Annotated in this window: 22 protein-coding genes and 1 pseudogene; 8 read left to right on the plus strand and 15 right to left on the minus strand. The window is 60.9% G+C overall.

The annotated features are described in order from the left end of the window. Positions 1 to 67 precede the first annotated feature (67 nt). Positions 68 to 949: a cytochrome c oxidase subunit 3 gene (locus F3J24_RS08630; RefSeq protein WP_003051795.1), complete on the plus strand. Its 882-nt coding sequence runs from the start codon at positions 68 to 70 to the stop codon at positions 947 to 949. Positions 950 to 1,080: 131 nt separating this feature from the next. Here the strand turns inward: F3J24_RS08630 and F3J24_RS08635 are convergent, their stop codons facing one another. Further along, a complete protein-coding gene (locus F3J24_RS08635; protein ID WP_003051797.1) occupies positions 1,081 to 1,323 on the minus strand; it encodes a twin transmembrane helix small protein in 243 nt (80 codons plus the stop codon). Positions 1,324 to 1,337: 14 nt separating this feature from the next. On the opposite strand from F3J24_RS08635, the gene F3J24_RS08640 reads away from it, so the two are divergent. The 5 genes from F3J24_RS08640 (at position 1,338) to F3J24_RS08660 (ending at position 6,461) form a co-directional block, all read left to right on the plus strand. Beyond that, positions 1,338 to 2,150 carry an SURF1 family protein gene (locus F3J24_RS08640; RefSeq protein ID WP_167004734.1) on the plus strand — a complete coding sequence of 271 codons (813 nt, stop codon included), beginning with the start codon at positions 1,338 to 1,340 and terminating at the stop codon, positions 2,148 to 2,150. After that, on the plus strand, positions 2,086 to 2,832 hold the full coding sequence (locus F3J24_RS08645) for a hypothetical protein (RefSeq protein ID WP_167004737.1): 747 nt from the start codon (positions 2,086 to 2,088) through the stop codon (positions 2,830 to 2,832). The genes F3J24_RS08640 and F3J24_RS08645 overlap by 65 nt, the downstream gene beginning before the upstream one ends. A 75-nt stretch (positions 2,833 to 2,907) precedes the next feature. Then, on the plus strand, positions 2,908 to 3,831 hold the full coding sequence (cyoE, locus tag F3J24_RS08650; RefSeq protein ID WP_167004740.1) for a heme o synthase: 924 nt from the start codon (positions 2,908 to 2,910) through the stop codon (positions 3,829 to 3,831). A 6-nt stretch (positions 3,832 to 3,837) separates the two neighbouring features. Then, positions 3,838 to 4,452, plus strand: a complete 615-nt coding sequence (locus tag F3J24_RS08655) for an SCO family protein (RefSeq protein WP_167004743.1) — start codon at positions 3,838 to 3,840, stop codon at positions 4,450 to 4,452. A 164-nt stretch (positions 4,453 to 4,616) separates the two neighbouring features. After that, complete coding sequence (locus tag F3J24_RS08660) at positions 4,617 to 6,461, plus strand: bifunctional diguanylate cyclase/phosphodiesterase (RefSeq protein ID WP_240154286.1); 1,845 nt, start codon at positions 4,617 to 4,619, stop codon at positions 6,459 to 6,461. A gap of 14 nt (positions 6,462 to 6,475) precedes the next feature. Here F3J24_RS08660 and F3J24_RS08665 read toward each other — a convergent pair whose 3' ends face one another. The 12 genes and pseudogenes from F3J24_RS08665 to F3J24_RS08715 form a co-directional block, all read right to left on the minus strand. Continuing rightward, positions 6,476 to 7,630, minus strand: a complete 1,155-nt coding sequence (locus F3J24_RS08665) for a DUF3597 domain-containing protein (protein ID WP_167004746.1) — start codon at positions 7,628 to 7,630, stop codon at positions 6,476 to 6,478. A 29-nt stretch (positions 7,631 to 7,659) separates the two neighbouring features. Then, positions 7,660 to 8,250 carry an immunity 22 family protein gene (locus tag F3J24_RS08670; RefSeq protein WP_167004749.1) on the minus strand — a complete coding sequence of 197 codons (591 nt, stop codon included), beginning with the start codon at positions 8,248 to 8,250 and terminating at the stop codon, positions 7,660 to 7,662. Further along, positions 8,247 to 8,888, minus strand: coding sequence for a DUF4375 domain-containing protein (locus F3J24_RS08675; RefSeq protein ID WP_167004752.1), 642 nt, complete (start codon positions 8,886 to 8,888; stop codon positions 8,247 to 8,249). The genes F3J24_RS08670 and F3J24_RS08675 overlap by 4 nt, the downstream gene beginning before the upstream one ends. Positions 8,889 to 8,891: 3 nt before the next feature. Continuing rightward, entirely contained in the window at positions 8,892 to 9,830 is a 939-nt protein-coding gene (locus tag F3J24_RS08680) for a hypothetical protein (RefSeq protein ID WP_167004756.1), read from the minus strand. Positions 9,831 to 9,861: 31 nt separating this feature from the next. Next, entirely contained in the window at positions 9,862 to 11,796 is a 1,935-nt protein-coding gene (locus tag F3J24_RS08685; RefSeq protein WP_167004760.1) for an iron-containing redox enzyme family protein, read from the minus strand. A gap of 17 nt (positions 11,797 to 11,813) precedes the next feature. Next, a complete protein-coding gene (locus F3J24_RS08690; RefSeq protein WP_167004763.1) occupies positions 11,814 to 12,734 on the minus strand; it encodes a fatty acid desaturase in 921 nt (306 codons plus the stop codon). Continuing rightward, the gene (locus F3J24_RS08695; RefSeq protein ID WP_167004766.1) at positions 12,735 to 13,478 is read right to left on the minus strand and encodes a sterol desaturase family protein; all 744 of its coding nucleotides are present in this window, start codon (positions 13,476 to 13,478) and stop codon (positions 12,735 to 12,737) included. A gap of 212 nt (positions 13,479 to 13,690) precedes the next feature. Beyond that, entirely contained in the window at positions 13,691 to 14,689 is a 999-nt protein-coding gene (locus F3J24_RS08700; protein ID WP_167004769.1) for a tripartite tricarboxylate transporter substrate binding protein, read from the minus strand. A 142-nt stretch (positions 14,690 to 14,831) separates the two neighbouring features. Further along, entirely contained in the window at positions 14,832 to 15,776 is a 945-nt protein-coding gene (gene rpoH / locus F3J24_RS08705) for an RNA polymerase sigma factor RpoH (protein ID WP_167004772.1), read from the minus strand. A 178-nt stretch (positions 15,777 to 15,954) separates the two neighbouring features. Continuing rightward, positions 15,955 to 16,647: a LysR substrate-binding domain-containing protein gene (locus F3J24_RS08710; RefSeq protein WP_240154304.1), complete on the minus strand. Its 693-nt coding sequence runs from the start codon at positions 16,645 to 16,647 to the stop codon at positions 15,955 to 15,957. Between the two features lie 87 nt (positions 16,648 to 16,734). Continuing rightward, positions 16,735 to 16,875 (minus strand): annotated as a pseudogene (locus F3J24_RS25145) (LysR family transcriptional regulator); the annotation flags it as partial. Positions 16,876 to 16,925: 50 nt separating this feature from the next. Next, entirely contained in the window at positions 16,926 to 17,939 is a 1,014-nt protein-coding gene (locus tag F3J24_RS08715) for a tripartite tricarboxylate transporter substrate binding protein (protein ID WP_167004778.1), read from the minus strand. Between the two features lie 111 nt (positions 17,940 to 18,050). Here F3J24_RS08715 and F3J24_RS08720 point away from each other — a divergent pair, with 111 nt between their 5' ends. Further along, positions 18,051 to 19,808, plus strand: coding sequence for an IlvD/Edd family dehydratase (locus F3J24_RS08720; protein WP_167004781.1), 1,758 nt, complete (start codon positions 18,051 to 18,053; stop codon positions 19,806 to 19,808). A 6-nt stretch (positions 19,809 to 19,814) separates the two neighbouring features. Next, positions 19,815 to 20,501: a GntR family transcriptional regulator gene (locus F3J24_RS08725; RefSeq protein ID WP_167004784.1), complete on the plus strand. Its 687-nt coding sequence runs from the start codon at positions 19,815 to 19,817 to the stop codon at positions 20,499 to 20,501. A gap of 8 nt (positions 20,502 to 20,509) precedes the next feature. On the opposite strand, the gene F3J24_RS08730 is transcribed toward F3J24_RS08725, so the two are convergent. Together F3J24_RS08730 and F3J24_RS08735 are read right to left on the minus strand one after the other, a co-directional pair. Continuing rightward, on the minus strand, positions 20,510 to 21,325 hold the full coding sequence (locus F3J24_RS08730; protein WP_205244658.1) for a 3-keto-5-aminohexanoate cleavage protein: 816 nt from the start codon (positions 21,323 to 21,325) through the stop codon (positions 20,510 to 20,512). Continuing rightward, complete coding sequence (locus F3J24_RS08735) at positions 21,325 to 22,242, minus strand: 3-hydroxyacyl-CoA dehydrogenase family protein (RefSeq protein WP_240154305.1); 918 nt, start codon at positions 22,240 to 22,242, stop codon at positions 21,325 to 21,327. The genes F3J24_RS08730 and F3J24_RS08735 overlap by 1 nt, the downstream gene beginning before the upstream one ends. Positions 22,243 to 22,304 lie beyond the last annotated feature (62 nt).

Consider the following 22,304-nt stretch of genomic DNA (forward strand, 5'->3'; position numbering starts at 1 on the left):
CGAATGCAGTGCCAGTGATAGTGGAGCGTCGGTCAAAACAACGATCAACAGAGTCAGGAGCCGAGTGATGAGTGCAATCCCGCAGGGCGCAACCCCTTACTACTATGTGCCAGCCGAATCCAGCCACCCCGTGATGGCGGCCATCGGCCTGTTCTTTGTGATTCTGGGTGCCGGCACCTGGATCAACGGCCACGAATGGGGAATGTATTCCCTGTTCTTCGGCCTGGTCTGGTGGCTGGCCGTGCTGTTTGTCTGGTTCCGCGATGCGGCGCGCGAGAGCGAGGCCGGGCTCAACAGCCGCAAGATCGACCTGTCCTACCGCTGGAGCATGAGCTGGTTCATCTTCTCGGAGGTGATGTTCTTCGGCGCCTTCTTCACCGCGCTGTGGTGGGCACGCGCGCACTCGGTGCCGGCACTGGGCAGTCTGGCCAACGAGCTGCTGTGGCCCAACTTCCAGGCCGTGTGGCCCAGTGTGGCTCCCGGAGCCACGGCGTCGCCCGCGAATATCGTCGAGCCGTTCAAGACCGTGGGGCCGTTCTGGCTGCCCACCATCAACACGGCGCTGCTGCTGACCTCGGGCGTGACGCTGACCATCGCCCACCATGCGCTGCAGGTCAACAACCGCGCGCGCTGCATCAGCTTCATGTGGATGACGGTGATTCTGGGCTTCGTCTTCCTCTGCGTGCAGGGCTACGAATACCACCATCTCTACAACGACTACAACCTCAAGCTCAACTCTGGCGTTTTCGGCTCCACCTTCTACATGCTGACGGGCTTTCACGGTTTCCACGTGCTGGTCGGCATGCTGATGCTGTTCTTCATCACCATCCGCCTGATGAAGGGCGACTTTACCGACAAGCACCATTTCGGCTTTGAAGGTGCGGCCTGGTACTGGCACTTTGTGGACGTGGTCTGGGTCTTCCTCTACATCCTGGTGTACTGGATGTAAGGCACTCAAAAATAGAAGCGCCTTGCGCAAGTCCAACGTTGATTTCAGTATCAAATAGCACTGAAATCAATGAATGGAAAGCGCAAGGCGCTTTTATTTTAGTAGTGCCAAAAGGCGCTGCGTGCAACCGGCTATTGCCCGGGCTGCCAGCCCGTGGGCTGTATCCAGCCCAGCTTGGCTGCCATCAGAACGCAGAGAAACAGTGCAACCGACAACGCCACACGCAGGGCCAGGGCGCGAAACATCTTGCGGCTGCGCTCGGCATCGTCGGCCTCCGAGCTTTCGCCGCCGTCGCCCCTGCGCATCATGAAGAACAGCGCACTGCCGAGGCTCGCCAGGATGGCGAGAAAAGCGAGAATGATCACGAATTTCATGAACGGATTATCTGGTGCGCATTTCCCGATTTCCAGACCTCTGGCGGTTTCTCCTGATCTCCCTGGCGGCCCTGGCCTGCGTGGCCGTCACTGCATCGCTGGGCTTTTGGCAACTGGGCCGGGCAGCGCAGAAGCAGGCTGTTTTCGATGCCATCGAGCGCCAGCAGGCGCTGCAGCCCTGGCACAACGCAGAGCTGGCCGCCGAGGTGGCTCTGGCAACCGAATCCACCAGCGAGGCACAGAAGGCGACGCTGCTGCATAGACCCGTGCAACTGCAGGGCCAGTGGCTGGCCGAGCAGATCCTTTTTCTGGACAACCGGCAGATGCAGGGCCGGGCCGGCTTCTATGTGCTCACACCGTTCAGGCTGAGTGCACCTCACGCGAACAGGGTTGTCGTCGTGCAGCGCGGCTGGGCGCCGCGCAACTTCATGGACCGCTCGGTCCTGCCGGAGGTGCAGACGCCTGCAGGCACGGTCAGCATCGAGGGCCGGCTGGAGGCGCCACCGTCCAGGCTGATGGAGCTGGAAACGGCCCATGGCGGGGCAGACCCTGATGAGCAAAAGTCGCGCATCCGACAGAATGCAGACATTGCCCTGTGGGCCCAGCAAGGCGGCTTGCCGCTGCTGGCCCTGAGCGTGGTGCAAAGCGGCAGCGCCAGCGAAGGCTTGCTGCGCGACTGGCCGCAGATCAATGCCGGTGTGCAAAAGCACTATGGCTATGCTTTTCAGTGGTTCGGACTCAGTGTCTTGGTGGTGTTGCTCTATGTCTGGTTTCAACTCGTCCGACGCTTTTACCCCCGCCGCCGCGCAGCGCAGCCCGAGGGATGAACCGCTGAGCTTTGCGGTCCACAGCCTGCCCGATCCCGCGCAGAGCCAGGCACGGCAGATGCAGGCGCGCAGCGGTCGCTGGAAGATGCTGGCCGTGCTGCTGGTCTGTGCAGCGCCGGTGCTGGCCTCCTACTTCACCTACTACGTGTTGCGTCCCTCGCAGCAGCGCAGCTATGGCGAGCTGATTGCCGAGCAGCCCGGCCTGCCTGATGTGCAGGCTCAGACGCTGGACGGGCGCAGCGTGAATCTGAGCAGCCTCAGGGGCCAGTGGCTGCTGATCAGCACCAGTGCAGGGGACTGTGGGCAGCGCTGCCAGGATCACCTCTATCTGCAGCGCCAGCTGCGCGAAACCCTGGGCCGTGAAAAAGACCGGCTGGACTGGGTCTGGCTCATCGATGACCAGCAGCCCGTGCCCGAGGCCATCCTGCCCGCTGCCGAGCAGGCGACAACGCTGCGCGTGCCGGCTGCGGTCATCGGCAACTGGCTCAAGCCCGAGGCCGGCCATGCGCTGGATGAGCATCTGTATGTGGTCGATCCGCAAGGCCACTGGATGATGCGCTTTCCTGCCGATATGGGCAAAGCCACGGCCGGCAAGGCCAAGCGCGATCTGGAGCGGCTGCTGCGCGCCTCTGCCTCCTGGGACGAGGCCGGGCGAGCCACGGCCGACACGGCGCAGAAATAGCTGTTGAAACCCGCGATAGCCGGCTTGCGCAAAGCACTATCAGCGATCTGAATCATGGTCAGCGAGGAGGGACGCATGCAGGCAGACATCTCGGAGTTGAAAGCGCTTGTTCCAGACGCCATGGCGGCTTCCTCGCGCTGGGCGCAGTACCACGCGCTGACCAAGCCCAAGGTGGTGCAGCTCATCGTCTTCTGCGCCTTCATCGGCATGGTGCTGGCTGTGCCTGGCGTTCCCGGCTGGCAGGACTGGGGCCGCATGCTGGCGGCCTGCGCAGGCATCTGGCTGGTGGCAGCGGCGGCAGCGGCGTTCAACTGCCTGGTCGAGCGCAGCATCGATGCGCGCATGAAGCGCACGGCCTGGCGCCCCACGGCGCGCGGCGAGCTCTCGCATTCCCAGGCCCTGCTGTTTTCGGCCTTGCTGTGCGCCGCAGGAGCGGCCATCTTGCTGCTGGCTGTGAATGCGCTCACGCTGTGGCTGACGCTGGCCACCTTTATCGGCTACGCCGTGATCTACACCCTGGTGCTCAAGCCTCTGACGCCGCAGAACATCGTCATCGGCGGGGCATCGGGCGCCATGCCCCCCGTGCTGGGCTGGGCGGCGATGACCGGACAGGTCGGCCATGAGGCCTTGCTGCTGTTTCTCATCATCTTCCTCTGGACGCCGCCGCATTTCTGGGCGCTGGCGCTGTACCGTGTGGAGGACTACCGCCGCGCCGGCCTGCCCATGCTGCCGGTCACGCATGGCAATGCCTTCACACGGCTGCAGGTGTTTCTCTACACCCTGGTGCTGTTTGCCGGCTGTCTGCTGCCTTTTGTGGTGGGCATGAGCGGCTATCTCTACCTTTTTGCCGCAGTGATTCTGGGGTTGGGCTTTTGCGGTTATGGTTGGGCACTGCTGCGCAACTATTCGGATGCGCTGGCACGCAAGACCTTCCGCTTTTCACTGATCCACCTGAGCCTGCTGTTTGCCGCGCTGCTGGCGGATCACTACCTAGCCTGATCGACCATGGATAAACGAGCTGCGCTGCGCGTACTCGGCGCTTTAGGCGCCGCAACACTGGCTGGTGCGGCCACATTGACATTGACTGGCTGCAAGGACGATAGCAAGCCCAAATTTCAGGGTGTGGATGTGACGGGCGCAGACTACGCCAAGGACATTCCGCTGACCGATGTCGACGGAAAAAAGCGTAGCCTCAAGGACTTCTCGGGCAAGGTGGTGGCCGTGTTCTTTGGCTACACCCAGTGCCCCGATGTCTGCCCCACCACGCTGCAGGAGCTGCTTGAGGTCAAGCAGGCGCTGGGCGCCGATGGCGACAAGCTGCAGGCCGTGTTTGTCTCGCTGGACCCCGAGCGCGACACCCCGGAGGTGCTCAAGGCCTATCTGGCCAACTTCGACGAGAGCTTTGTGGGGCTGAGCGGTACGGCCGACGAAATTGCAGCCGTGGCCAAGGACTTCAAGATCTTCTTCAAGAAGGTGCCAGGCAAGGTCGAAGGCACCTACACCCTGGACCATTCGGCCGGCACCTATCTTTTCGATCCCCAGGGCCGCTTGCGCGTTTATGAGCGCTATGGCGCGGGACCGCAGCTGCTGACCCAGGACGTCAAGGCTCTGCTGGGCTGAAGCAAAGCACCTATGGCCGCATGGGCCGCGGGTGTCGAAGTTTCTTGAAATCTGTTGTTACATGTTGGTGTTTGATATAGCGCAATGGGAGCCCTTGATGCCGCGCGCATAGTGGGCGCCTTCAAACACTTGGCAAGGCTCGATCCGGCTTCCGGAAGCCGGGCATGCAGGCCGTGGATGCGGCATGGGGAGTGGCTGCACGCAGGAACGCCAGAGTGGATGTCTGGAGCTTGCGTATGGCCGAGTGCCCTTTTTCCTCGATGCTCAAACCCGTGTCCGAACTGGCTCTGGCGGATTGCCAGCGCCGTCTGGGACTAGCCATGTCGGCCCGGCAGGAGGGGGTGAGCCTTTCCCTCATGTTGAGCCGGCGCGAGCGCCAGGCGCTGGACGCCGCGCCCGACGGCATTTTGCTGGTGGACCGTGACGGGAAGATGGTGACGGCCAACGCCGCCATGCTGGCCATTTCCGGCTATGAGCGCGACGAGCTCGAAGGCCGGATGCTGGACATGCTGCTGCCGCCCGAGTTTCAGGCAGGACATGGCCAGTATCTGAGCAGCTATTTTGCCCGGCCATCGCGCCGCCCCATGGGGCTGGGCGGTGTGCTGTGGCTGCAGCGCAAGCAGGGTAATGCCGTACCGGTGGACATTGCACTGGGCTATTTCGGGGATGACGACAAAGGCCTGGCCATTGCCTTTGTGCGCGATGTGACGGAGCTGCATCAGATGCAGCAGCGCCTGAAGTTCCAGGCCACCAAGGACACCTTGACCGGACTCAACAATCGCTGGCAGTTCGGTCAGGAACTGCAGGAGCAGCTCAAGCTGGCGCAGGCCGGCGGAGAGGCTCTGGCGCTGCTGCAGCTGGATCTCGACAATTTCAAGGCCATCAACGACGGCTACGGACATGCCGCCGGTGATCAACTGCTGAGAGAGGTCGCCAGGCGGCTGAAATCCCAGCTGCGCAGCGAAGGCACTCTGGCGCGCCTGGGGGGCGACGAATTCATGGTGCTGCTGGTGGGCGAGAACGCGACCCGAGCCCGGTTCTGGAGCGAGCAGATACTGGCGGCGCTCTCCATTCCTTTCAAGCACGACGGGCTGGCGCTGGATTTCGGGGCCAGCGTGGGCATTGCCCTCTATCCCGACAATGCGCAGACCGGCGACGACCTGATGCGTTTCGCCGATATGGCCATGTACAGCGCCAAGGCCCAGGGACGCGGCCACGCGGTGTTTTTCGAACCCGGCATGGGCAAGGAAATGGCCGAGCGTGTGCAACTGGCCGAGCGCTTGCGCATGGCGCTCAGCTATGGCGGCCTGCAGTTGCATTACCAGCCCCAGGTCAAGGTCGAGGGCGCCACCGTGGTGGCGGTGGAGGCCTTGCTGCGCTGGCATGATCCCTTGCTGGGCAATGTCAGTCCGGCACGCTTTATTCCTGTGGCCGAGGCTTCGGGCCAGATCGTGGCTTTGGGCAACTATGTGCTGGATGCCGCCTGCAAGCAGATCGCCTTGTGGCTCAAGGCCGGTACGCCGCTGCGGGTGGCAGTCAATCTCTCTGCCTATCAGCTGCGCCAGGTGAATCTGGTCGAGCAGGTCAGAAGCTGTCTGCAGCGCTATCAGGTGCCGCCGCAATGGCTGGAACTGGAGGTTACCGAGTCCCAGGCCATGATCAATCCCGATCAGGGGTGTGAAGTGCTGCAGGGGCTGGCGCGGCTGGGGGTGACGATTGCACTGGATGATTTCGGCACCGGCCATTCTTCACTGGCCTATCTGCAGTATCTGCCGCTGCAGCGCGTCAAGCTGGGGCGGGAGTTCCTGTTTCCCTCGCCCAGCCGTGACAGGTTGATGGGCGGCATTGTGCACATGGCCCATGCGCTGGACCTGGAGGTGGTGGCCGAAGGCGTCGAAGAGGCCGATCAGCTGCAGTTGCTGCGCGATATCGGCTGCGAGTTTTTCCAGGGTTGGCTGCATTCGCGCGCCATGCCTGCCGAGCAGGTGCGGGACTGGCTGGCAGCCTGACGCAAAGAGTGTGGCTACTGCTTCCAGTCAGGCTCGGGAAAATGCTCGTTGGATGCGGTGACGATCAGGTCCAGCACCGGCTTGCCCTCCTTGTCGAGGCGCACACCGGGACCCCAGCGTGCCTGCTGCCGCTGGCCCGAAAACCAGAACAGCTTGCGCTCCCAGCTGCCGGGTTTGGGCGGCTTGCGGTTGGCCTGAATCAGATGCTCCTGTATGCGTTGCAGCCCCGCTGTGAGACGCCATGGTGCCAGTTGCAGAAGCGCCTCTTGCAGCTCTTGCACCCAAGGCTCTGGTACGGGCGAGAAGCGCTGGATTGACTGGCCTGCAGCCAATCTTCGCACGCGTTCGTGCAGCTCGACGCCGTACAGTGCGCAGGCCTCGCTGATCCTGCCCTGCGCCATCAGCTGGCGTGCCTTGCGCTCCAGCGCGGAGTCCTTGGGGGCGTCTGCTGACGACCACAGCCAGCGGGCATCGCTCCATTGATGGCGGCAGTTGTAGAGAAATTCGGAGGACAGCAGCAATTGCCAGCCGGGCATTTTTGACTGCATCACCGATCGAACCAGCAGGCAGGGCTGGCGCTTGCGGCTGGCAGGGCCATAGGCCGCGAGCACGGCGGTGGTGCGCGCTGCAGGTCGCCCGCGATCATCGAGCGGCCAGGATTGAAGCAGGCGCATGAGGTCGACAGCGGATACATCGGCCTTGAGCCGTTCAAGCGCCTGCTGAGAATCCGCGAGCTGGTCCAGCAGGGCGAGGTTCAGGTCCTGGTCCATTGACGGGGCACGGGCTTCAGTCTCCGCGGGAGATGGCGTGCAGGCCGTGGGCTGGATGGTGACCTGTGCTGGCGCTGCATCAGGCGCTGTACGCCATTCATGCAGCAGCTGTGCAAAGCGCCCGGGGTTGCAGCTGACCTCATGGTGTATGACTTCACCGGCCGCATCGCGCAGCGTGATCCAGGCGTGAAGCCGATGCTCCGCGCCCAACTGCATGGCCTCCTCATACCTGGTGGCCGAGAAACCGCCGTTGCCACCGTGGTGCACAAAGAATTCGACATCCATGGAGCCGGCTGCTGCGCTGCTGCTGATGCGTGTTCTGGCAGCGTCCTTGTGTTCGGCCCGGCAATCCGGCAGCTGCAGCCATTGCTGCGAAATCTGGGCAATCAAGTCTTGCATGAAGAAGATGAAAGAGCGTCGAAACTGCGTCAGTCGTCAAAAAGACCGATGTAGCTCAGTCCGTTGTAGAGCTTGTCCGGATCGGCGATTGGCTCGGTGGGGTCGGCATAGACAAACATGGCGTTGGCCGTATGAATGCCCTGGGCCTCGCAGGCCTGCACGATGAGTGCGAGTGATACGTCGGAGTCCAGAGTGCTGTGGCGCACCAAGGCGGCGACAGGAACAGGCTCGGGAAGCCAGATCATCAGCAGCAGGTCCTCGTCGAACAGAAACTGTCTTCCCAGGTCCTGACAGAAGCCGCAGCCCGTGACATCTTCGCTGCTGCTTTCGATATCTTCGACTTCCAGCTCCCAGTAGCTGTCTGCACAGTCGAAATAGCGGCCAAACTCCGCCTCGCTCAGCGGCGTATTGCCGATCCAGAAATGCAATGCGGAAAAAGGCGCGGGCGGCGGTGTCGGACCTAGCTCCTCGACCCAGTCGAACAGGGTTCCGGGCTTGAGGCGGTGGCGCTTTTCCAGTTCCGGAAAGCCGCCGCCGGGTGTGCGGTTCAGCGCTTTGTCCACCAGAGCCTTGCGAAACGCCAGCGAATAGGTCTTGCCGGATTTGTTTTCAGACTTCATTGGGCGGGTCCGTAGTGCATGACCACCAGCTTGTTCAGGGACTCCGGGTAGTCCCAGAAGGCTTCTTCCAGCTCCTGCAACTGCTCATGTTCGGCATCCGTCAGCAGTGCCGGCAGATCGGAGTAGTCCACATCTTCGGCACTCTCCTCGAAGCGCTTGAGCACCGCAAACATGTCCTGCAGACACTGGTGCGTAAGGGGGGCGCCTATGGCCTGCAGAGCCTGCAGGGTGAGCTGATGGTTCGCGAGCCCCCAGTTGCCCAGAAATTGCAGAAAGCCGCCGTTGTTGATATCGGCTTCCATGCGCCATAGAGCCACCAGCTCATGCTGGACTGGGGATATCCGGGTGACGTCCCATTGGGCGGCGTGCAGCGCGCCCATAGCCTGGTTATAGAGGCTGTCCTGATCCAGGTCCCAGACGCTGACCATGCCCCCAGCAGAGGGCTGCCACAGTGCCGGCCAGTTCAGGCCGTGATCCTCATCGGTCAGCACCCATGCCAGGCGTTGCTCGGGTGTGGCTTTTTCGAGTCGGATATGCCGTTTGATGGGCTCGGCCAGTTCACGTCCATCGGCGAGCGCAAGCCAGATGGTCTGCTCGTCGATGCGAACGCCTGTGATGCGGTTGCTTTGTGGGTCCATGGTTCAGCTTTGTGCGGCAGTCTGATCCATCACCGTCTCGGCGGCCCGGTGCATCTTGGCCAGCTCGCGCGCGGGAATGGGGTGTTCGCCGTTGGCCATGCGTGTTAGCAGCGAGTGCAGCATCTCGGTGGAGAGGCCGTGCAGCACCAAACGGTAGGCGGCATACAGGGTGGACAGCGGCACCATGGGATGCTTGTTGTTGAGCAGCACCAGATGCTCGGGCGAGGCCAGGATCTTGGCGCAGTAGATGGCAACGGTTTCGTCGAGCTGCAGCGAGTTGCTGGCGCGCCAGAAGTCGTTGTCGGTCAGCAGCAACTGGTAGATGGGCGTGTACAGCTCGATGGCGCTTTGCAGATCGATGACGTTGAAGCGCCCGCGTGGCATGTCTTCGAGCTTGAGATCGGGCTCGCGGATCATAGAGAAGTCGGGCTCGGCCACGGGCACCAGTTCCTGCCCGTTCTCGCGTAGTGCCTTGTTCAGGCGGATCACGAAGTTGAAGAGGTTGAGGTCGTGCTTGAGAAACAGCTCGTCCTTCACATCGTCGATTTCCATGGGCATCAAGGGCGCGGTGCTGACCTTGGTCGGGGCATTGGCGGCGACGAAGGCCAGTACCTGGGAGCCCAGGTGAAAGTGGCGCATGATGAGCCAGTTGGCCTCTGGCGAGAGAAATTTCTTCATGCCGAAGGCCAGTAGCCTGTGCAGCAGCATTGAGTGCGACCAGCGCTTGGGTAGAAAGATCTTCAGTGCCTGAATGATGATCATGGATAGCCGCGCCAGCGGCCGCATGGCGGGCAGAAAGAACTGGCGCGAGCTGCTGCTGCAGTCGCGCAGCCAGGCGGCCTTGACGTCATCGGGCAGAGGCGTGCTCTGGTCGAGGTAGAGCGCCAGCCAGGGACTGGGGTCGCGCTCGTCCCAGACATGGTCGTTGAATTCGTTCTTCATGGCTCCTCGCGGTGCTTTCTGCTGTTTCTGGTTATCGCTCGGTCAGCACATGCTGAAACTGCATCAGGTACATGGCTGCGGTGTTGCGTGCGGTCTGCAGTATGGCCTGCTGGGCCGTGCCTTCGCTGTCCAGCTCCAGTGCCATCTGCACGGCCAGCAGCCAGCGCTCCAGATGGTTCTCGTCGTTGGCGCCGTGGTACTCGAGAAAGCGGAAGGCATCGGGCGGCAGCGGCAGGCTCTGGCGCAGCAGGGGCAGCAGGCTCGGAACGATACGCTGACCCGTGCCTTCGATGATGTAGATGGCGCCCAGCAGGCCGATCGGGTTGGGCGTGGCAGCCAGGCTGTGCAGATAAGCATTGAGTGCTTCGCCGCCGGGGTTGCGATGCAGACGGTTGATGTCGGTCTCGGTGCCGCCGGCTTTCAGATAGTCGCTGTGCAGAATCTTGAAGTCGTTCTGCTCCTCACCTGCATGCAGGTCGATCAGCGAGGCCAGCGTGGCGTAGTCTCCGGTCAGCGAGGCCGCGCCTTCTCGCATCCACAGACTGCCTTCGCGCACCTGGGGAATCCAGTGGCTCATCCAGCGCAGATAGTCGGTGATCTGCAATTGGCGCGTGCGCATGCGCTGGAGCAGGGGAGTGCGCCAGACATTGCTGCGGTAGTCCTGCCAGATGCTGGCCAGCTCGGTCAGCAAGGGAGCCAGCTGCGCTGGAGCGGTGGCCGGGTCATGCGGTGCGGAGATGCTCGAAACATCGGGAAGCGCGTCATTCGCTTGCGTCGCAGTCTGCACGGATTTTTGAGGGAAATTGGCCTCAATCGCTTTCTGCGTATGCGTATCCAGCTCTACTTCCCATAGCATATAGCCTGCGGTGAAGCGGCCCGACTCGGGGATGAAGCAGAGCACGGTGTCGCCGGCTTTCAGGCGCTCGCCCTGTTTTTGCAGAAACTCCGACATCATGATGAAGATGGAGGCGGCACCCGTGTTGCCGCGCCAAGCCAGGTTGCTCCACCAGCGCTCGCGTGGAATGTTGAGCTGGGCCTTGCCCAGCAGCTCGTCGACCACGGGGATGAAGCGCTCGGACGAGTAGTGGCAGAGAAAGTGGTCGATGCCGCGTTCGGGCACCCAGCCCTGGTGGGCCAGGGCTGCATATTCGTGAATGCAGACATCGAACAGATGCGGCAGCAAGCGAATGTCCTGGCGCAGTGCCAGAGCGCCTGCGGCCTCGGCATCGCTCCAGGCGGGGAAGTCCAGATGGCTTTTGCCGCGATCGGCCGTCATGCCCAGCTGCATGCACACGGGGTAGTCGCCGGCAAAGCTGCGCTGGTGCGTCCACTTGAGCTTGAGGCGCAGTCCGTTGGCCTGAGGCAGGGCCTTGGGGCCGCCCAGCAACACGGCGCCTGCGCCGTCGGAGAGCATCCAGCGCAGAAAGTGGGCGTCAAAGTCGGTGTCATAGCCCTGGGCCGCAAAGCGTGAACGCTTGAACAGACGCGAGGGCATTTCGCTGGCCACCGACAGGGCCAGCGCGTGGGCGCCGCTTTCCACGGCCATGGCTGCGGCCTGCATGGCGCCCACACTGGCGGCGCAGACGCCATGCACGGACAGCGTTTCCATGGGCGGGGCGGCCATCTCGCCCTGAATCATGCTGGCAAAGCCGGGCATCAGCGCATCGCCTCCCGAGGAGCCACTGGACAGAAAGCCGATGTCAGAGAGCTTTTTGCCAGCCAGGGCCAGGGTCTCCTCGATAGCGCCGGCGGCCATGCGGGCGTTGCTGAATACTGTCTGGCCCTCACCATCAATGGCGTAGTGACGAGTCTGGATGCCGTTCTCGGCCAGGATGCGGCGCTTGATCCGCTCGGAGATGCGGTTCAGCGGTGCGACAAACGCATCCATGCCAGCGTTGTCCACCGGGGCGCCAGGCAGAAACATGCCGGCAGATTGCAGATAGACCTTGGAATAGGCGACAGGCATAGATCCTCAACAGGTTTTTACTTCACAGCGTCGGGCGGCATCTGCGGCTCGGTTCTTGCCGCAGGCCAGACCAGACCCAATACAAACACGCGTCCCATATAGGGCAGCAGGCCACCTTCATTCAATGCAGGAGTGACCCGTTGGCGGTAAATGCGCTCATGCAGTCCGCTGAGTTCGGACCAGTGGGCATGCGGGCATTCATGGTGCGCGGTGTGCAGGCCAATATTAAAAAGCAGGGGGTTGACCAGGCCTTCAAAGTTGCGTGCGTAGTTCAGTTCGATACCCGGGGTATTGCGCTGTGCTCTGGTCGTCGGCCTTCCATCGGCGTGGGCATGCTGCAGATAGTTGGTGGCCAGCAGCCAGTGCAGGCCGTGCAGCTGCGGAACGATGATGAAAATCAGGGCCTTCTGCCAGTCCAGCCAGAGAAAAAAGCCCCAGCTGCCCAGCCAGAGCAGGTATTGCCCCATGCAGTAGCGAAACGTTCCGGGCCAGCGAAGACGTAGATTGTTCAGCCAGCGAAAGAACAGCGGATACAGCACGAAAGCCGCCTGCACCGGGTGAATCAGGTAGCCCCACAGATGATTGGTATCGCCGCCCCACTCAGGCCGGTAGGTGCGTGCCAGATCACGCGGTCCGTGGCGAAAGCGGTGGTGGTTGGCCACATGGGCGGGCCAGAACACAAAGGTCGGATGGCCTTGCAGCAGGGTCAGCCAGTAATCGGTGAGGCGGTTGGTCCAGCGCCCCCGCCACATGCGCGCATGGGTGTGGTTGTGGTGGATCACTCCCACACCCAGGGTCAGAAACAGCTCGATGCCGTAGAGAATGAAGCTGAAGCCCTGCGTCCATTGCCACCATACCAGCAGCGGCAGCAGCAGCATGTAGAAGACGGATTGCCAGTCGCGCCAATGACGCAGGGCGGGATAGCGGCGCCTGCTCATTCAGCGACGAGGGCTTTGGGGAACGCTGTCCGTGACCCGCGTTCGCATGATCTGGTCCATGAAGGCCAGTGCAAAGCCATAGTTGCCGGCAGGGCGTGCGTGATGCAGATGGTGACGGCGGCTGGCAGCCAGTGGGTGCGTGTCGGAGACCTTGGGGAAAAAATCGTAGTTGGAATGGCCGATCAGATTGAGGATCAGGCTCAGTACCGGTACCGAGGCCAGCGACCAGAAGTAGAAGTCATGCACCAGCATGGGCAGCAAGATGATGTTGCCCAGCATCAGCGCCTCGATGGGGTGGAAGCTGTAGGTGGACCAGGGCGTGGTCACCACGGAGCGATGATGGTCACCGTGATAGCGCACCAGGCGGCGCGTGTGCAGCAGGCGATGGTTGATCCAGAAGTGCACATCGTTCCAGATCAGCAGCGCAAAGATCTCCATAGCAATGCGTCCGGCGCTGGCCGTAGGTGAGAGCTGCGCCCAGCCCAGCTGCAGCAAGCCCCAGGGGACGATCATGCCTATGCCGAAGATCAGAATGGAATGAAAGGACTGGCGCCATTCGCGCTGCAATTGATCGGGCTTGAGCTGGCGCGTATCCAGTGGTCTGCCGATGCCCGCTCGGGTGAGAAATGCTGTCAGAGCGCCCATGAGCAGGCCGCCCAGCAGATAAATACCCCCGAAAAAAACCAGACCCAAAGCCATGACTTGCCAGGCATTGAGCTGTGTGAACCAGGTACCAGCGTCCATGAAGGCTCCAAAAGCGGTGGCGCTGTCCCAGAAACAATAATGCGCCCGACGGCATAGCGTAAACCCATGCCTGTCGGGCGCATGATAAAGGACGCCGCAGTAGCTTCAGCCGATACCCAAAGGTGCATCAGCATGCAGCATCAACGGGAGGGCGAGCAAAGGCCGCCTCCGCAGCAGCGCGGTCGGAAGCCGCGCAGCGGCTCAGAGAGACGTCACTGCGCCGTGATGCCCTGCTCGCGAATGATGGTGCCCAGCGCCTTCACATCCTGCTGGATGCGGTTGCTCAGGCCTTCGGGCGAACTGCCCACGGCTTGCCAGCCTTGCATGGACAGCTTCTGGCGCATTTCTGGCGTGCGCACGATGTCGCTGACGGCTGCCGCCAGCTTGTCCACATGGGCCTTGGGCATGGACTTGGGTGCTGCCACGGCGTTCCAGATCTCCAGGTCGAAGTTGTTGACGCCGAGTTCCTTGAGGCTGGGCAGGCCGGGAGCCAGCGGACTGCGTGCGGCAGAGGTCACGCCAATGCCATGCAGCTTGCCGGCCTGAATCTGCGCCATGGCCAGTGCCGGAGGCAGCATGGACAGCTTCAGGTCGCCGCCCTGAATGCCGTTGAACACCTGTGGGTAGCCGGTATAGGGCACATGCACGGCCTTGATGGCCGAGCGGCTCTTGAGCAATTCCATGCCCAGATGGCCCACGGTGCCGACGCCGGGAGAGCCATAGCTCCATTTGTCGCCCGCCTTGGCGGCCGCTTCCATGAAGGCCTTGCCTTGCGGGGCCGATGACGGCGCCACCAGTACCAGCGGCGCCACGCCGATCAGGCTCACGGGCTGCAGATCCTTGATGGGGTCGTAGCGCACAGCGGGGTTGAGCATCTTGGCAATGGTCATATTGCCGTTGATCATCACGCTGAAGGTGTAGCCGTCGGCCTTGGCCACATATTCACCGGCGATATTGCCGCCAGCGCCCACACGGTTTTCCACGATGATGGTCTGGCCCAGCTTTTTTTCCAGCGGCTCGGCCAGTGCGCGCGCGCTCAGATCGGGTGAGGAGCCGGCGGGAAAGCCCACGATCAGGTGCAGGGGCTTGTCGGGCCAGTTGTCAGCCGCCACGGCGGCCGGAGCCATGGCAGTCACCATCATGGCGACGCCTGCAGCAATCAGGCTGCGGCGGGACAGATTCTTCAGAATTTGCGAAGTGCGAATAGGCATGGCAGGTCTCTTTTGAATTTTTGATGGGTGATCGCTGTGCATGAGAACATGCATCGATTCCGAAAAATAAAAAACCCGGAAATTATCCGGGTTTGAGGTTCAGCATTTCAGCCTTTTAAGGCCCTGGTGCGCAAGTTGGCGTTTACGCAAACTCGGCCAGCGCTTTTTTCATCTTTTTCATGGCAGCTACTTCAATCTGGCGAATGCGCTCGGCGCTCACGCCATATTCGGCAGCCAGCTCATGCAGCGTCATGCCGCCGGAGCCGTCGTCATTGACCTTGAGCCAGCGTTCTTCAACGATGCGGCGGCTGCGGTCATCCAGGCCCTCCAGGGCCATGACCAGACCATCGGTCGCCAGATGATCGCGCTGGCGCGATTCGAGCATGGCGGTAGGCTCGTGGCTGGCATCGGCCAGGTAGCCGATGGGACCGAAAGCCTGCTCTCCGTCGTCGCTGGGAGAGGGATCCAGCAGCACATCACCGCCGGCCAGACGGGTTTCCATCTCGATGACTTCCTCGCGCTTGACGTTGAGCTTGGCAGCGACAGCGTCAATTTCGTTCGAGGTCAGGGTCTCGCGCAGGGCCAGCTCATCGTCGGCCATGGCGGCATCGGACTTCAGCTCATGCTTCATCGAGCGCAGATTGAAGAACAGCTTGCGCTGTGCCTTGGTCGTGGCGACCTTGACCATGCGCCAGTTCTTCAGAATGTATTCGTGGATTTCCGCCTTGATCCAGTGCATGGCGTAGCTGACCAGACGCACGCCCTGATCAGGGTCGAAGCGTTTCACAGCCTTCATCAGGCCCACATTGCCTTCCTGAATCAGGTCGCCATGAGGCAGGCCATAGCCCAGGTACTGGCGCGAGATTGAGACGACCAGACGCAGGTGAGACATCACCAGGCGCCCGGCGGCGTCCAGATCATTGTGTTCTTTGAGCTTGCGAGCGTAGTCCTGCTCTTCCTCAAGGGTGAGCATTGGCATACGATTGACCGCCGAGATATAGGCATCCAGGTTGCCCAGCGGAGGTACCAGCGCCCAGGGGTTCGCGGGCGCCAAGGCAGTAGCAATGGAGCCGGAGGCAGTTTTCATTGCAGGTTTCCTTTCTTCCATGATCTTCATATTAGCACTCCGTTAGAGAGAGTGCTAAAGACAAAGTTCCCACAGCTTTTGTTGGTTTTCTGATGGCGCAGGCAGCTTGTGTCGATTCGTGGAGGATTTTTTACATTCCATTCGACCCCCTGCCTTTTCCGGCATCCGTAGCAGTGCTCTAGCTGGAATGAGAGGCCAGGTTGTGCAGGCTCGCTCTGATTAATGTCTCTAATTTCCTAGCCGCCGAGCTTCGAGGTGCGTGGCGGCGCATCACTATGCCCAAAGGACGTTGAATTCCAGGGGCCGACAAAGGAATCTGCGCAAGGCGGTCGGCCTGTAGCAGGGATATGGCTGTTTCGGGGAGTGCGCTGATGCCCAGGCCCGCACTGACCAGGGCACCGATGGTTGCAATATGGTCAACTTCAAAGACAGGAGCAAAGTAAAGCCCTTTTGAGAGCAGATCCGCATCAATGTACTGACGCACGCTAGCAGAGCTGGGCATGGAGACATGCGGGTAGTCCAGAGTGCTCTCGATAGGGACGGGACCTGCCTGCTTGGATAGAGGATGGTCATCGGGACAGATCAGAAAGAACTGGTCCTCCATCAGTTGCTCATAGGCGAGGTCTTCCTGTTTGGGATCGGCTGCAGTGAGTGCAAAGTCGACCTTGCCATCACGAACGAGATCAAACGCTGGGCCCGACAATGTATCAAGCAAGGCAAGGCGCACCCCGGGGTGAATCCGCGTGAATTCGGCAAAGACCTTTGGCAGCAGCGAGGCAGCCAGAGAGGGAAGTGCGGCAACCGTCACCGAACCAGTTCTGAGCTGTACGGTGTCCGTCACGGCGCGCAAGGCACGTTGCGTATCGCGCAAGATCTCCTGGGCATGGGCGATAAAGACATGGCCCGCATCGGTCAGCTCGACGGCGCGAGTGGTGCGCTCAAACAGTCTGGCTCCGATCTGGGCTTCTACACGCGCAATCAGGGCCGACAGTGCGGACTGCGAGAGGTGAACCTGGAGGGCGGCTTGGCCAAAGCTCTTGGTCTGGCTCAGAGCGACCACCGCCCTCAGGTCTTTGGTTGATAGATTGGCTTCCACCACGGCAGTATAGGTAGCGGAGCGGCAGCTTTTTGCAGCTCCGCCATCCGCGCTTATTCAGCCTTGATGTCGCTGTCTTTGATCAATTTGGCCCACTTGGCGTACTCGGCGTTGATGATCTTGGTCGACTCTTCAGGCGTGTTGTAGGTGGCAATGGCTCCCTGGGCGAGCATGGAGTCCTTGACATCCTGCTTGGACAGAACCACTTTCAGCGCTGAATTGATCTTCTGAATGACTGCAACTGGCGTTCCTGCAGGAGCCGAGAGCGCAAACATGGAGCTGACCTGCATGTCTGGAAATCCGGCTTCCACCACCGTAGCAATGTCCGGAACCGAGGCGACGCGTTCTTTGGTCGTAGTGGCCAGGGCCCGGAGCTTGCCTGCCTTGATCTGGCTTTGTGCGGCAGGAACAGTGTCAATCATGGCATTGATCTGACCACCGAGCAGATCGGAAAGAGCGGGGCCGCTGCCTTTGTAGGGCACATGCACGACTTCCACCTGCGTCTGGCGCTTGAACATCTCGATCGAGAGATGCTGGGGCGAGCCATTGCCTGCGGAAGCGAAGGTGACGCTGCCAGGGCTGGCCTTGGCAAGGGCGACCAGTTCCCTGACGGATTTCGCCTGAACATTGGGATTGACTACAAATACTAGCGGAACGCTGCCAACCACCGAGATGTGCGCGAAGCTCTTGTGGATGTCAAAAGGAGTCACCGCAGGCGTCAGTGCTGCATTGATGGTGTGGCTTGTGAAAGCGCCCATCAGCAAGGTGTAGCCATCGGCAGGTGATTTGGCGACTTGACCCGCTCCCAGACTGCCGCCAGCTCCGGCACGGTTATCGACGACGAACTGCTGCCCGAGCTGGTCTGAAAGCTGCTTGGCGAGAACGCGGCCAATGACATCGGTCGCTCCGCCCGGCGCATAGGGAACCACCAGCCTCACGGGTTTGTTGGGGTAATCGGTCTGCGCACTGGCTGCACCCGATGCGCCGGCTGCAACGAGGGCGGTTGCAACCAGGTTAAAGAGCTTGCGGCAGCGCATGCCTGGGTTAACGGGTTCTGTGGGTTTCATGAAGTCTCCTTTAGGGTTTTCAGGGATGCGCTTTCTTGCTTGAGCGCTCGATTTTTCTTTTAATCAATAATATTATTAATAATCAGTGCATCAACAATGGTTAACCCTTCCATGACGAACAAGCCAGACCAGCAAGCCACGATTCATCCAGAAGCCGCTTCGAGCGGCATCTCCAAAGGACTCACCAACTACGGTGATCGCGGCTTCTCTCTTTTTTTGCGCAAGGCCTTCATCAAAGGAGCGGGCTATACCGACAAGGCGCTGGACAGGCCTGTGATCGGTATCACGAACACCGGCAGCTCCTACAACCCTTGTCACGGAAACATGCCGCAACTGATTGAGGCGGTGAAGCGCGGCATCCTGATGGCCGGTGGGCTGCCCATGGACTTCCCGACTATCTCCTTGCACGAGAGCTTTTCCCAGCCGACCAGCATGTATCTGCGCAACCTCATGTCCATGGACACAGAGGAGATGCTGCGAGCGCAGCCCATGGATGCGGTCGTATTGATCGGGGGCTGTGACAAAACGGTGCCGGCTCAGCTGATGGGCGCGGCTTCGGTCGGACTGCCGGCGGTTCAATTGGTGACCGGCTCCATGCTTACCGGATCGCATCGAAGCGAAAGAGTGGGAGCCTGCACCGATTGCCGACGCTACTGGGGAAAATTCCGTGCCGAAGAAATTGATGCGGAGGAAATTTCCGACGTCAACAATCAGCTCGTTGCCAGTGTGGGCACCTGCTCGGTGGCGGGCACTGCCAGCACGATGGCCTGCATCGCCGAGGCTCTGGGAATTGGCCTTCCAGGCAGCGCGACCCCTCCAGCGGTCACTGCCGACCGAATCCGGATTGCGGAACGATCCGGTGAGGTGGCCGTGCGCATGGCACGTGCAGGACTGAGCATTGACAAGATTCTCACGCCTGCAGCCTTCGAAAACGCCATGCGCGTGTTGCTGGCCATGGGGGGCTCCACCAATGCCATCGTGCATATGGCCGCGATCGCAGGTCGTTTGGGATACGAGCTGGATCTCAAGGCCTTGGATGTCATGAGCCGCAATACTCCGGTGTTGCTCGACCTCAAGCCATCTGGCGACCACTACATGGAGGACTTTCATGCCGCAGGCGGCATGCATACCCTGCTTCGAGAACTCAAGCCCCTGCTGCACCTCGATGCACTGACCGTGACGGGGCGCACCCTGGGCGAGGAGCTGGAGGCGGCAGGTCCCGTCTTCAAGCAGCATGTGGTGAAGACTCTGGATGCCCCCTTGTATCCACAGGGTGGCATTGCCGTGCTGCACGGCAATCTGGCTCCAGGAGGAGCCATCATCAAGCAGTCCGCAGCCAACCCCGAGTTGATGGAGCATGAGGGCCGTGCCGTTGTCTTCGAGAATGCGGAGGATTTGGCCGCGCGTATCGACTCGCCCGAGCTGGATGTCCGGGCCGAGGATGTGCTGGTGCTCAAGAACATCGGCCCCAAAGGAGCGGCGATGCCGGAAGCGGGTTACCTGCCCATTCCCAAGAAACTCGCAGCCCAAGGCGTGAAAGACATGGTGCGCGTCTCCGATGGCCGTATGAGTGGCACTGCTTTCGGCACCATCGTTTTGCATGTGACGCCCGAGGCGGCAATTGGCGGGCCTTTGGCCTGGGTGCAAACCGGAGACAGAATTCGTCTGTCGGTGCGCGAGCGCTGTATTGAATGGCTGGTCAGTGAGGAAGAGCTGGCTATGCGTCAGAATGCCAAGCCTGTTCAAGTTCCTGCGGCAGAGCGTGGTTACGCGCATCTGTTCAAGAAAACTGTTTTGCAGGCTGATCGTGGAGCAGACTTTGATTTCCTGACTGCGACGCAGCGCAAGGGTTCGATTCCAAGGAGTTAAGTTCATATGCCGACGGGCGCTTTTGCCAAGGAGCGCCGTCCATCCGAGGACGGTGCATCCGTGATTGCCGCGACATTGGAGGAAGACATCGTTCTGGGCCTCTTGGCTCCCAGAGTGCGTCTTGTTGAAGACGAGCTGATGGAAAGGTTCGCAGCCAAACGCCATGTGGTGCGAGACGCATTGGCTCGGCTCGAAAGCGCTGGTCTGCTTGAGCGCAGGCGCAATATTGGCTCCATGGTGAAGGCTTTCAGCAGAGATGAAGTCGTTCATCTCTACGAAATGAGAGAGCTGCTCGAGCTGGAGGCGATGCGCAGAATTGCGCTGCCTCTGGACCGTGATGCCCTGGAGCAGCTCAGGCGCATTCAGGCCGAGCACGATGCAGCGATCCAGCACCAGGAGCCGCGCGGCATTTTTCGGACCAACCAGGAGTTTCATCGGCTTTTGTTTGCTCAATGCGGCAATGTTTTCTTGTCGCAATCCATCGAAGACTTCGCCCGCCAAACGCATGCGATTCGATTTGGAACGCTGATGTCCAGAGAGCGTCAGTTGCAATCCCAACAGGAGCATCACGAGCTGCTGGCGGTACTGGCGCAGGGGGAGGGGTCGAGGGAGCGCCTGATCCGTCTGACGGCAGAGCATCTTGTGCCTCCAAGAGACCATTACCTGAAGACACAAGAGGTGCTGCGGCCTTGAAGTGCTGATCAGTTCAGGAACAGGCTTCGAATATCGTGAGCTGTGGCCAGCGGACGGCCCAGTGCTGCGGCCCCCTGGCAGACCTGGGCGACCAGGGCGGCATTGCTTGCCGCCGGCTCACCACTCTTCAGGAACAGGTTGTTCTCGAAGCCGACGCGTGCATGCCCTCCCAGGCTTGCTGCAGCTATCGCGCACGCATTTTCCTGAGGGCCGAAGGCGCACATCGCCCATGGATAGATATCGTCATGGACATTCAGGAACGGCAGCAGATCAATGGGCGAAGAGGTCTGACCGGCAGAGTAGCGGCCCAGTACAAAAAGTAGAAACCATTTGTTTTCCGGAATGATTCCACTTGCACGCAGGCGTTGCCAGGCCTGCACGTCCGCCACGTCATACAGGATGATCTGGGTCATCACATTGCTCTGCTTGAGCCATGTGAAGAAGGAGCGGATATCCGCTTCGGGAACTTCAGGCTTGAGTATCTCGCGCAAGCCGACAGAGATCGCTTCCGGCGCCGTTTCTCGTGCAACCCGCATCTGCTCGTGTGGCTGGTAGACCTGAGCCGCTTCAGTGGTGACCTGAATCACCAGTTCCTGGCTCACCGCTTTGCGCACTGCGGCAGTGGCTTCAAGATAGGCGTGGGCATCGAGCAAATGCTTGCCGTCAGGCTTGCGCACATGCATATGAATCATGGACGCACCGGAGTCCAGGCATTCCTTGGCGGTCTGTGCCAGATCGGCGGCAGTCAATGGAACCTCAGGGTGCTGCTCCCTGGTCTTGTAGGCTCCGTTGGGAGCAACGGTGATGATCAGCGGTGTATTCATCATGCGCTCTCTTCTTGCTCGGCGGCATCGCCCACGGCAGGCAGCTCGCTTTTGAGAAGTTCGAGACCTGCCAGCAGTGTTCTCTGGTAGCGCTGTTTCTCTTGGGCAATGCTCTCCGGAGTCCACTTGAAAAAACCTTCTCCGGATTTCATGCCGAACTTGCCTTCAGCCACTCTTTGCGACAGGCATGGGCTAGGCTCCTTGTTGGCCGCCAGAGACGGATACATCGTCGCTCCAGCGGCGCAGTGGACTTCAAGACCCGCATGGTCGCGCTGAAGCACGGGACCTGCTGCGAGAAAGCGGAATCCGAAGCCAAAGCGCACGGCTGCGTCCACATCCTCGGGCGATGCAATGCCCGCTTCAATCAGTGCAAAAGCCTCGCGAGCCAGTGCGTGCTGAAGGCGATTCGCCAAAAAGCCCGGCAAATCCTTCTTGACCAGCACCGGAACCATGCCGCACTGGCGCATGAAGGCATGAAGGTTCTCTGCGCATTCCATCCGAGACGCCTCGCCGCACACCACCTCAACAAGAGGCGTCAGGTGCGCAGGCATGAAGAAATGCAGACCCAGCATGCGTTCCTGTGTTTGCAGGCCTTGTGCAATTGCGGTGATGGGAAAGCTCGAGCTGTTGCTGGCCAGCAATGCATCCTTGCGGGCGCGCTGCTCGAGTTGCTCGAAAAGCGCTTGCTTGATGTCCAAACGCTCCGGGATGCATTCGATCACCAGGTCCACAGAGTCCCAGTCAAGATCGTCCAAGGACGATACGACTGACAGCCGAGCAAGGTGCTGAGCCGCGCCCAGCTGGATCAATCCCTCACGGACTCGCTCAGGGACTTTGGCGGCCCGGTCGGCGTCGGGTTCGATCACCGTCGTTCTGCAAGCTCCGCGGCAAAGAACGACCGCGACATCGGCTCCCATTGTTCCGCCGCCAATAACCACAGCGTGTGAACGCGAGGGGCGGAAAAAATGCCCAGGCGCGC

Source organism: Comamonas sp. Tr-654, from assembly GCF_011752915.1.
Taxonomy (GTDB): domain Bacteria; phylum Pseudomonadota; class Gammaproteobacteria; order Burkholderiales; family Burkholderiaceae_C; genus Comamonas.